This is a genomic window from Pseudomonas sp. MWU16-30322, from assembly GCF_020515535.1.
In the GTDB taxonomy this organism is placed as follows: Bacteria; Pseudomonadota; Gammaproteobacteria; order Pseudomonadales; family Pseudomonadaceae; genus Aquipseudomonas; species Aquipseudomonas fluorescens_H.
The window spans coordinates 619665-626950 of the sequence record NZ_JAIWYL010000002.1; the positions used below are offsets into that span (position 1 = coordinate 619665).

Consider the following 7286-nt stretch of genomic DNA (forward strand, 5'->3'; position numbering starts at 1 on the left):
TGGGAGCGGGCTTGCTCGCGAAGGCTGCCTCTCAGACGCTAGAAACCTGACTGATTCAACGCCGAACCTGCTTCAGGGTTTCCGCAATCAAAAACGCCAGTTCCAGCGACTGATCGGCATTCATCCGCGGGTCGCAATGGGTGTGATAACGATCCGACAGCCCGTCTTCCGTGATCGGCCGCGCACCACCGATGCACTCGGTGACATTCTGCCCGGTCATCTCGATGTGAATCCCGCCCGCGTAGCTGCCTTCGGCTTCGTGCACCTGGAAGAACTGCTTCACCTCGCCAAGAATCTGCGCGAAGTCGCGGGTCTTGTAGCCGCTGCTGGCCTTGATGGTGTTGCCGTGCATCGGGTCGGAACTCCACAGCACCTGCTTGCCCTCACGCTGCACCGCGCGAATCAGCGCCGGCAGGTGATCGCCGACCTTGTTCGCGCCCATCCGCGCGATCAGGTTCAGGCGGCCCGGATCGTTGTCCGGGTTGAGCACGTCGATCAGGCGGATCAGGTCGTCCGGGTTCATGCTCGGGCCGACTTTGACGCCGATCGGGTTGTTCACTCCGCGCAGGAATTCGACGTGGGCGCCGTCAAGCTGACGGGTGCGGTCGCCGATCCACAGCATGTGCGCCGAGCAATCGTAGTAATCGTTGGTCAGGCTGTCGCGACGCACGAAGGCTTCCTCGTAGTTCAGCAGCAGCGCTTCGTGGGCGGTGAAGAAACTGGTTTCGCGCAGTTGCGGCGAGCTGTCCATGCCGCAGGCGCGCATGAACGCCAGGGTTTCATCGATACGGTCGGCGAGGTGGCTATATTTTTCGGCCAGCGCCGAGTTGGCGATGAAATCCAGGTTCCACTTGTGCACCTGATGCAGGTCGGCAAACCCGCCTTGGGCGAAAGCGCGCAGCAGGTTCAAGGTGGCGGTGGATTGGTGATAGGACTGCAGCAGGCGCTCCGGATCCGGCACGCGGCTCTTCTCGTCGAAACCGATGCCGTTGACGATGTCGCCACGGTAGGCGGGCAGGGTCACGCCATCGATGGTTTCGTCGTTGGCCGAGCGCGGCTTGGCGAATTGACCGGCCATGCGCCCGACCTTGACCACCGGGCAACCGGCGGCGAAGGTCATGACGATTGCCATCTGCAGCAACACTTTGAAGGTGTCGCGAATCTTCGCCGCCGAGAACTCGGCAAAGCTTTCCGCGCAATCGCCGCCCTGCAACAGGAACGCCCGGCCCTGAGTCACCTCGGCAAACTGTCGGCGCAGCTCGCGTGCTTCACCGGCAAACACCAGCGGCGGATAGCTGGCCAGGGTCTGCTCGACCTGGCGCAGGTGCGCGGCGTCGGGGTATTGGGGTTGTTGCTGGATCGGCAGGGCACGCCAGCTGTCAGGGCTCCAGGGTTGGCTCATCACAGTCTCTAATTCGGTTCTACGCTCGGGACGCCCATGGTAGCAGCAATTAGTGCGTGACCTGCTCCCGCGCCTCGTCGACAATCGCCGCTTTGCCACGGCGCCTGAGCGGCGTCATCGCGTCACCGCGCCCGGTGACCATCAGGAGACGAAATGACTGAGGAGCGCGTCGAGCTGTTGCTCGCCGAGGTACAGGATGAGTTCGGCGTGATTCGCGTGCTGGAAGTGGCCGATTACCGCTTTCTGGAATTCGGCGATGCCATCGAACAGAGCTGCGTGTTCACCGCCGATCCGAGCTGGCTCGAATACGACTACACCCGGGCGATGCTGATTGGCGCGCTGTGTCATGAGCAACCGGAGAGCGCACTGTTTCTCGGCCTCGGTGCCGGCACGCTGACCCAGGCCTGCCTCAAGTTCCTGCCGCTGGAAGACGTCGAAGCCATCGAACTGCGCCCGGACGTGCCACGCCTGGCCATCGAGTATCTGGGGCTGGATGACGATCCGCGCTTGTACATCCGGGTCGGCGATGCGCTGGAATTGCTGCCGACGGCCGAGCCTGCGGATCTGATTTTTGTCGACCTCTACACCGACGTGGGGCCGGGTGTCGGGCACTTGGCCTGGAGTTTCCTCGGCGACTGTCAGAAGCGTCTGAATCCGGGCGGCTGGCTGGTGATCAACCAATGGGCCACCGATGATGGCAAACCGTTGGGCGCCGCATTGCTGCGCGGGCTCTATCACCGGCATTACTGGGAATTGCCGGTGAAGGAGGGCAACGTAATTCTGATTGTGCCGGCGGATCTCGAACAGGAACTCGACCTGCAGGCGCTGACCGCCCGGGCCGAAGCGCTGGCGCCGCGGTTGGGGTATTCGTTGCAATCGTTGATCAAGGCGATTCGCCCGGCGACTTGAGTTGTCAGTGATGGCCCCTTCGCGAGCAAGCCCGCTCCCACACTTGAAATGCATTCCAAATGTGGGAGCGGGCTTGCTCGCGAAGAGGGCCTGAAGAGCACCAGATTTCTCAGACCCCTTTGAAGATGCCCGGCCGCCGCTCCACCAGTGACCTCACGCCCTCCTTGGCATCCTCACTCCCCAGCAACTTCTTCACCAGCGCCGGTAACCCCTGCGCCGCCGCTGTCTCACCTTCATACCGCGCCTGGCGCGCCGACATCAGTGTCGCCTGCACCCCCAACGGTGCCTGCCGAGCAATCCGCTCGGCCAGTTCGATCGCCCGTGGCAGCAAATCCTCGCTGGCCATCACTTCCTGCACCAAGCCCAGACGCAACGCATCATGCGCATCGAACTCATCACCGGTCAGCAACCAACGCATCGCGTTGCCCCAGCCCGCTACCTGATGAAAACGTAACGTCGCGCCACCAAAAGGAAAAATCCCACGCTGCACTTCCATTTGCGCAAAGCGCGTATTGCTCGCACACAGGTTGATATCGGCAGCCAGCATCAACTCGATGCCGATGGTCAGGCAGTAACCCTGCGCGGCAACAATCACCGGTTTGCTCACTCGCGGTCCGACGAAAACACCCCAGGGGTCGCAACCGCCGGTCGGAACCTGCCAGCCTTCGGCGAGGGCGGCGCTGGCGTTGAGCAGGTCCAGGCCGGCGGTAAAGTGCTCGCCGTGCCCGAACACCACGGCCACCCGCGCCTCGCTCTCTGCCTCGAACTCACCGTAGGCCAGGCTCAGGGCATTGAGCAGATCGAGGTCGAACGCGTTGCGCTTGGCGGCTCGGTCGAGGCCGATCAAGTGGACATGACCACGACGTTCACGGCTGACGCGGCCGGGGCAGGGTTGATTCATGGGGAGATCCTCGGGCGGGAAGGGCGGGGGCAGCGACGGTATGCCGCACATCGGTGAATCGTTTAAGCGTCATCACCCGCAGGGCCGGGCCTTTGAAAAATAGACCTTCGCACGATTATCCGCAAAACCCCGTTACACAGCGGTGACACACCGATTCAGACGATAAAAAAAGCTCCCTTTTCGGGCAAAATCCGGTATAGTGCGCGCCGGCCTTTAACCGGGCCGCGTTTAGGTAGCGCAATTTCCCGAAGTCAGCTTCGGCTGCACGTCCGCATTGCGGGCTCTTCCCGGACGATTCTTTTTTTCATTCATTCGTTTTCGCAAATCCCCGCCGACAAAGCTGCCAGGGCGACTCTTGAGTCTCAACACGGCATGCGCAGCTTTGGAGCATGGGTCTTTGCGGATGCACTTAGAGGCAGACCCATGACCCAGGAAACCGGCGGATTCGCCGCTTTTAATCTTAACCCGAATATTCTTGCAGCCGTCGCAGCGACCGGCTACGAAGAGCCTTCGGCGATTCAGCAGCAATCGATCCCGATCATCATGGCCGGCCAGGACATGATTGGGCAGGCGCAAACCGGTACCGGTAAAACCGCCGCGTTCGCACTGCCTATTCTGCACCGCATCGATCCTGCCAAGCGCGAACCGCAAGCCCTGATCCTGGCGCCAACTCGAGAGTTGGCGCTGCAAGTAGCAACCGCTTTTGAAACCTACGCCAAGCAAATGCCTGGCGTCACCGTTGTCGCCGTTTACGGCGGCGCACCGATGGGCCCGCAACTCAAGGCTATCCGTAATGGCGCACAGATTGTTGTCGCTACTCCGGGTCGTCTGTGTGACCACCTGCGTCGCGACGAGAAAGTCCTGTCGACCGTGAACCACCTGGTTCTCGACGAAGCTGACGAAATGTTGAAACTGGGCTTCATGGATGACCTGGAAGTCATCTTCAAGGCGCTGCCATCGACCCGTCAGACCGTTTTGTTCTCGGCTACCCTGCCGCAGTCGATCCGCGCCATTGCCGAACGCCATCTGCGCGATCCGCAACACGTCAAGATCCAGACCAAGACCCAAACCGTTACCGCGATCGAACAGGCTCACCTGTTGGTTCACGCTGACCAGAAGACCTCTGCCGTTCTCAGCTTGCTGGAAGTGGAAGACTTCGACGCGCTGATCATGTTCGTGCGCACCAAGCAAGCGACCCTGGATCTGGCCAGTGCCCTCGACGCCAAAGGCTACAAAGCCGCAGCGCTGAACGGTGACATCGCCCAGAACCAGCGTGAGCGCGTGATCGACTCGCTGAAAGATGGCCGTCTGGACATCGTTGTCGCGACCGACGTAGCTGCCCGTGGTCTGGACGTTCCGCGCATCACCCACGTATTCAACGTGGACATGCCGTACGATCCGGAATCCTACGTGCACCGTATCGGCCGTACCGGCCGTGCCGGTCGCGAAGGTCGTGCGCTGCTGCTGGTGACTCCACGTGAGCGCCGCATGCTGCAGGTGATCGAGCGTGTAACCGGTCAGAAGGTTGCCGAAGTGCGTCTGCCGGACGCTCAGGCGGTTCTCGATGCACGCATCAAGAAACTGACCAACAGCCTGTCGCCGCTGGTCGCTGATGCCGAATCGACTCACGGCGAACTGCTGGATCGTCTGACCGCTGACATCGGTTGCACCCCGCGTGCCCTGGCTGCAGCCCTGCTGCGCAAGGCTACCAACGGTCAAGCGCTGAACCTGGCCGCGATCGAGAAGGAACGTCCACTGGTGCCGAACAACGCACCGCGTGGCGACCGTCCTGAGCGTTCCGGTGATCGTCCTGATCGTGGTGACCGCGAGCGTCGTGCGCCAATGCCTCTGGGCGAAGGTCGTGCCCGTTGCCGTACCGCGCTGGGTGCGCGTGACGGTATCGCCGCCAAGAACCTGCTGGGCGCCATCCTCAATGAAGGTGGTCTGGCCCGCGAAGCGATCGGTCGCATCCAGGTGCGTGACAGCTTCAGCCTCGTCGAGCTGCCGGAAGATGGTCTGGACAAACTCCTGACCAAACTGAAGGACACTCGCGTCGCTGGCAAGCAGCTGAAACTGCGTCGCTACCGCGAAGATTGATCCGCCCTCGGGCTGATTGATCGAACATAAAAAATCCCCGACTGGTTCGGGGATTTTTTTTGCCTGTCTGAAAGAGCAAAGATCGAAGATCAAAAGATCGCTGCCTGCGACAGCTCCTACACAGGGTGTACTCATTCCCCACTGTAGGAGCTGCCGAAGGCTGCGATCTTTTGATTCTGCGTTTATCCGAAGCGATAGATATCCATGCCTAACGCACCCATCGTGAATCCCCTGTGCGCCACGCTGAACTCGCCCCCCGCACCGCGTGCGAAATACAACGGCAGCAAATGCTCATCGCTCGGATGGCTGCGTACGGCGTTCGGTGCCTGCTGACGGTAATCGTGCAGCGCCGCCTCATCGTTCGCCGCCAGCTTGTCGATCATCCAGTCACGGAAGTCCCGTGCCCATGGCTCGACGCTTTCCGGCCCGGCATGCCAGTCCAGTTCGCGCAGGTTGTGGGTGATGCTGCCGGAACCGATCAGCAAAATGCCCTGATCGCGCAGGCTTGCCAACGCACGTCCGACACGGGTTTGCAGCGCCGGGCCGCTGCGGCTCGGCAACGACACCTGTACCACCGGGATATCCGCCTGCGGGTACATCAGCGACAGCGGCACCCAGACGCCGTGATCGAACGGTCGTTGCGAATCAAGGCGTGCCGGCAGATGGGCGGCGTTCAGCAATTGGGCAACTTCGGCCGCCAGTTGCGGATCCCCCGGTGCCGGATATTGCACTTCAAACAGGGCACGGGGAAAACCGCCGAAGTCATGCCAGGTCTCTGGTTGCGGATTACTGCTGACCAGCAGTTCCTGACTTTCCCAGTGCGCAGAAACGATGACGATGGCTTTGGGGTGGGGCAGTTCGGCCGCCAGACGCGCCAGAGCCGGGCCACTGGCACCGGGTTCCAGGGCCAGCATGGGCGAGCCGTGGGAGATAAACAGGCTGGGAAACATGGAGAGGTTCCTGAGCGGTAAGATGGCCTCATCTTCAGTCAGATCATTGATCTAAATCTAATATAAGTTTTAACGCCTTTTGATCGATTTTTTTGGGGTGATGCATGCAGCCTGAGTTTTGGCACAAGAAGTGGGAATCCAATCAGATCGGCTTTCATCTGCCTGAGGTGAACCCGTATCTGCAGCGTCACTGGGCGCCGCTGGCCATCCCGGCCCGCGCGCGGGTGCTGGTGCCGTTGTGCGGCAAAAGCCTGGATCTGCTGTGGCTGGCAGGGCGCGGCCATCAGGTGCTCGGGGTCGAGTTGTCGCAGAAGGCCATCGAGGACTTTTTCAGCGAGCATCAGGTAACGCCGCAGGTCAGCGACAAAGGGCCGTTCAAGGTCTATCGCGCGGATTCCATTGAGTTGTGGTGCGGTGATTTCTTTGCGCTCACGGCAGACGATGTAGCGGACTGTGCTGCGTTGTACGACCGGGCAGCGCTGATCGCCTTGCCGCCCCCCATGCGCGAGCGCTATGCAGCGCATCTGCAGCAGATCCTGCCGCCGGGCGTGCAAGGGTTATTGATCACACTGGATTACGATCAGGCGCAAATGTCCGGGCCACCGTTTGCAGTGACCGATGATGAGGTGCAGCGCTTGCTGGGTGGTGACTGGCAGGTGCGGATGCTGGAAGAGCAGGATGTGCTGGGGGAGAGCTGGAAGTTTCTGCAGGCGGGAGTGACGCGGTTGGAGGAGCGGGTGTATCGGGTTTCTGGCCGATAGTTTTGTCTCGGCATTAACAGCCTCTTCGCGAGCAAGCCCGCTCCCACAGGGATCATCGGTGTTCTAACAATCTCGAATACACCAAAAAACACTGTGGGAGGGGGCTTGCTCGTGAAGAGGCCAGAACAGGCAATCCACAATCCCGAGTACAAAAAAGGCCCGCATCACTGCGGGCCTTTTCGTTACTGCTGTCGCGTCCTGAATAAGGTTTACACCTTCTGACCGATCTTCAGGAGGATTCAATGGATACCGGAAAAAGGCGGAGC

Annotated in this window: 6 protein-coding genes; 3 read left to right on the forward strand and 3 right to left on the reverse strand. The window is 60.9% G+C overall.

Features of this window, described 5'->3' with window-relative positions; all coding sequences use genetic code 11:
- Positions 1-55: 55 nt before the first annotated feature.
- Positions 56-1402 (reverse strand): 3-deoxy-7-phosphoheptulonate synthase class II, encoded by a 1347-nt coding sequence (locus LCH64_RS05855; RefSeq protein WP_003226774.1) that lies wholly within the window; start codon positions 1400-1402, stop codon positions 56-58.
- Between the two features lie 153 nt (positions 1403-1555).
- Here LCH64_RS05855 and LCH64_RS05860 point away from each other — a divergent pair, with 153 nt between their 5' ends.
- Entirely contained in the window at positions 1556-2311 is a 756-nt protein-coding gene (locus tag LCH64_RS05860; protein WP_226499724.1) for a spermidine synthase, read from the forward strand.
- Between the two features lie 109 nt (positions 2312-2420).
- Here LCH64_RS05860 and LCH64_RS05865 read toward each other — a convergent pair whose 3' ends face one another.
- Entirely contained in the window at positions 2421-3212 is a 792-nt protein-coding gene (locus LCH64_RS05865; RefSeq protein WP_226499725.1) for a crotonase/enoyl-CoA hydratase family protein, read from the reverse strand.
- Between the two features lie 423 nt (positions 3213-3635).
- Here LCH64_RS05865 and LCH64_RS05870 point away from each other — a divergent pair, with 423 nt between their 5' ends.
- Positions 3636-5309: a DEAD/DEAH box helicase gene (locus LCH64_RS05870; protein ID WP_003226768.1), complete on the forward strand. Its 1674-nt coding sequence runs from the start codon at positions 3636-3638 to the stop codon at positions 5307-5309.
- Between the two features lie 182 nt (positions 5310-5491).
- Here the strand turns inward: LCH64_RS05870 and LCH64_RS05875 are convergent, their stop codons facing one another.
- On the reverse strand, positions 5492-6259 hold the full coding sequence (locus LCH64_RS05875; RefSeq protein ID WP_226499726.1) for a class III extradiol ring-cleavage dioxygenase: 768 nt from the start codon (positions 6257-6259) through the stop codon (positions 5492-5494).
- Positions 6260-6363: 104 nt separating this feature from the next.
- Between LCH64_RS05875 and LCH64_RS05880 the strand changes: the two genes are divergently transcribed.
- Positions 6364-7020, forward strand: coding sequence for a thiopurine S-methyltransferase (locus tag LCH64_RS05880; RefSeq protein ID WP_226499727.1), 657 nt, complete (start codon positions 6364-6366; stop codon positions 7018-7020).
- Positions 7021-7286 lie beyond the last annotated feature (266 nt).